Source organism: Anaeromicropila populeti (genome assembly GCF_900112775.1).
Taxonomy (GTDB): domain Bacteria; phylum Bacillota; class Clostridia; order Lachnospirales; family Lachnospiraceae; genus Anaeromicropila_A; species Anaeromicropila_A populeti.
In genome coordinates this window covers 1-2230 of the sequence record NZ_FOYZ01000038.1, presented here as the reverse complement: position 1 = coordinate 2230, position 2230 = coordinate 1, and the positions used below count along the sequence as shown (strand labels likewise).

General features: G+C 33.0%; 3 protein-coding genes. All 3 read left to right on the top strand.

Annotated features, from left to right (window positions below; all coding sequences use genetic code 11):
* On the top strand, positions 1 to 323 hold a 323-nt coding region (locus BM305_RS18670), incomplete at its 5' end, for an HNH endonuclease (protein ID WP_177214814.1).
* Positions 324 to 327: 4 nt separating this feature from the next.
* Positions 328 to 786 (top strand): very short patch repair endonuclease, encoded by a 459-nt coding sequence (locus tag BM305_RS18665; RefSeq protein ID WP_092564501.1) that lies wholly within the window; start codon positions 328 to 330, stop codon positions 784 to 786.
* Positions 787 to 954: 168 nt separating this feature from the next.
* Complete coding sequence (locus BM305_RS18660; protein ID WP_177214813.1) at positions 955 to 1887, top strand: HNH endonuclease; 933 nt, start codon at positions 955 to 957, stop codon at positions 1885 to 1887.
* Positions 1888 to 2230: the final 343 nt, after the last annotated feature.

The window sequence follows — 2230 nt, the reverse complement described above, 5'->3', positions numbered from 1 at the left end:
GTTTTTCTGCCATCTCAATTCTCCTCTTCTTGTATTTATTATATATCAAAATCCTTGAGAATAGGGTGGCAATTTTTATTATACAACATCAAAACGGGATTTGCTTGAATTCTTTACATGATAAAGCTTTTGATCGAGGGCTGATTACAATTACACAGGATTTTCGGATTTTGGTCTCCAATGCTGTAATACATGCTGAGATGGATGAGAAAACCAGAGGATGGTTTATGAGTTATAACCACAGGCAGATATGTCTTCCAGATAAATTCTTACCAGCAAAAGATTTTATTGAATACCATAATGATATGATATTCCAGAGGTGATAATGTGGATAATCTCACTCCTCAGCAACGACAAAAGAATATGAAACGTATAAAAGCTAAAGATACGGCAATCGAGATGATTCTAAGGAAGGCTTTATGGGCAAGAGGATATCGTTACAGAAAAAATTATAAAAAGCTTCCAGGTCATCCCGATATTGTTTTTACAAAATATAAAATAGCCATATTCTGTGATGGAGAGTTTTTTCACGGAAAAGACTGGGAGGAAATGAAAGTCCGTCTCCAAAAAAGTAATAATAGTGATTATTGGCTTAGGAAAATTCCCAGAAACATGGAGCGTGACGAAGAAGTGAATAAGCAGCTCCGTAATTTAGGCTGGTCTGTCTTGCGGTTCTGGGGAAAAGATATAAAAAAGGATCTTAATGGATGCATCAAAACGATAGAAGAGCATATTTTCTGTAATAAAATAGGTGAGGATATTATCACAAAAGATGGAGAGGATTAAGATGATAATTAAGATAATTGATTTAATCAAAGGGCTCCAGCGGTTAAGCTAAAGGGAGTATGTTGGTGTGCTTTGGCGGTTGGTTGGAGTGAAATGTGTTTATGGTTACTGTGCTGGGGAAGAGAAATTAAATTATTTTATGGTGGTGGATAATTTATGAATATTGAGATGAAATATTTTAATGTATATTATTATTGTAATGTTGTCAGTAATATAATTCAATATCAGACGGAAGAGTTTCTAGTGAATTTATCGGAGTTTTCTCATTTGTATATAGAATCTATACCGGAAAATTACAAAAAAGAATCAATACTGATTCTTTTTTGTCAATGGGCAGCTGGCAATATTATGGAAGAGGATATGTTTGATGACATAAAGAGCTTGAATCAACAAATTGAAAAATTAAATAGTCAAAGAAATGAAAATATATGTGATAATTCGGATATAGATGATCTGCATAATTTTTTTGATTTGGAAGGTGAAAATAAAAAATATCATGGTTTGTTAAAAAAACACGAACAGTTTAAAAAGCAGAATATTATTAGAGCTATATGGTCAGAAGGGGCTGAATATACTCTTCAAATAGATAAAGCACTCAAGTTTTACTTTGACCATGAACCCCAATTTACTGAGTGGTTATTGGATAGCGATGAAGAGCTGATAGAAGATATTTTATATGAATATTTGGGAGAATTAAAATTAACGGGTTGGTATGAAGCTGTAATGGAGAAGATCGCTCATGAGATGTTTTATATATTATTTCTGAACAGAGAGTTTTTATTAAAGTTTAATGAGTATATAGCTCGTACTCATGACAATGAATATTCCCATGTATATACTCCTAAATGGGTAGAGAGGGCAGTGTTTCATCGAGATAGAGGCAAGTGTACTTTTTGTAGGAGAGATTTGACTTCAGTATATAGTGTGATGGAGGAACGGGGGCTGCATTATGATCATATCGTTTCTTTAGAACAAGGGGGCATAAATGATGTGTCAAATTTGCAATTGTTATGTGATAAATGTAATTTAAGTAAAAGTACAGGTGTGAGAACTAGTGACATATATCAAAATTGGTTTGATATATTGGATGATAAACAGTAAAATGTGTTTCAGATAATAGATAATAAATATATAATGGTGACCAACTTTGAATAGGGATGAAAAATTAATAGATATTATTGATATTAGAGTATAAATAAGAGAGTTCAAGAGTGGAAAAAAGTGAAGTGAGTATAAGAAACAGAATAATTCACACATCTATAAAATATTAAACAATAATAAAGGGGTAATTGACCCCTTTTGCTATGTAGTATAAAAATTGTATTTCACCGCACGTTGAGAGTGTTGTGTTGATGTGTGCGTCCAGCCAAGCTGGCAAATGCTAACAGGTGAAAGTCCTGTAGAGGTAAAGGTAGGGAAGCCTCTTAGTCAGTAACCAACGTAG

Bases quoted from the DNA above. Each gene is read 5' to 3' on its own strand.
- BM305_RS18660 (WP_177214813.1), top strand. From the start codon at position 955: ATGAAATATTTTAATGTATATTATTATTGTAATGTTGTCAGTAATATA.